This window comes from Meiothermus cerbereus (assembly GCF_051297115.1).
Lineage (GTDB): Bacteria > Deinococcota > Deinococci > Deinococcales > Thermaceae > Meiothermus > Meiothermus cerbereus_A.
This window is the reverse complement of sequence record NZ_JBEVAL010000172.1, coordinates 1-656: the sequence shown is the minus strand read 5'-3', so window position 1 is coordinate 656 and position 656 is coordinate 1. Positions and strand designations below refer to the sequence as shown.

The following is a 656-nucleotide window of genomic DNA, read 5'->3' as shown; positions in this document are numbered from 1 at the left end:
ACCAACGCCACCAGCAGGGCGAAGCCGCCAAAGATCACGAAAACCCCGCCCGCCGTTAGTGTGAACACTTCTTGTGGATTCATGCCCCACCAGGTGGGGCCGAAGGCCCCCTGGCCCTTCTGTCTGGCCCCTGCACTTCCACCACTACTCCACCCTGGATGCGCGACAGCACCGCCTCACCCACCTCGCCTAACCGGGCGGCGTAGGCTTCAGGGGACAGGTTGGAGGTGACGATGATGTCGCACCCGCCCGCGCTCGAGCGTTCCACCAGGGCGTAGAGGCGTTCCAGAGTAAAAGGGGTGAGCCTTGTCTTGCCCCCGTCATCGAGCACCAGCCGCTCGTACTGAGGCAAGGTTCCTTCCCCCGCCGCGGCCAGCCGCTCCTCGGCCAGGAAGTCGAGCTCGCTCCTGAAACGCACAAACCGTCCTTCGGCCACCAGCCGGGCCGCGATCCTGAGGGCCAGATGGGTCTTCCCCACCCCCGGCGGCCCGTAGAGGTACAGCAAGCCCCCCTGGTAGCGCCGGGCCGCTTCGATGGCGGCCTTGTTGCCGCTGTGGGCCTCCAGGGGGCGCTCCAGATACTCCCGGTAGCGCGGATAGCCCGCAAGATCAGCCCGCAAAAACTGCGGGGCCTTCCACAGCCGCCATGAGGCGAGC

General features: G+C 66.9%; 1 protein-coding gene. It reads right to left on the bottom strand.

What is annotated here, in order from left to right; all coding sequences use genetic code 11:
• Nucleotides 1-79 precede the first annotated feature (79 nt).
• The coding region (locus tag ABWU19_RS15015) for an ATP-binding protein (protein WP_435902431.1) at nucleotides 80-656 on the bottom strand (577 nt) is incomplete at its 5' end.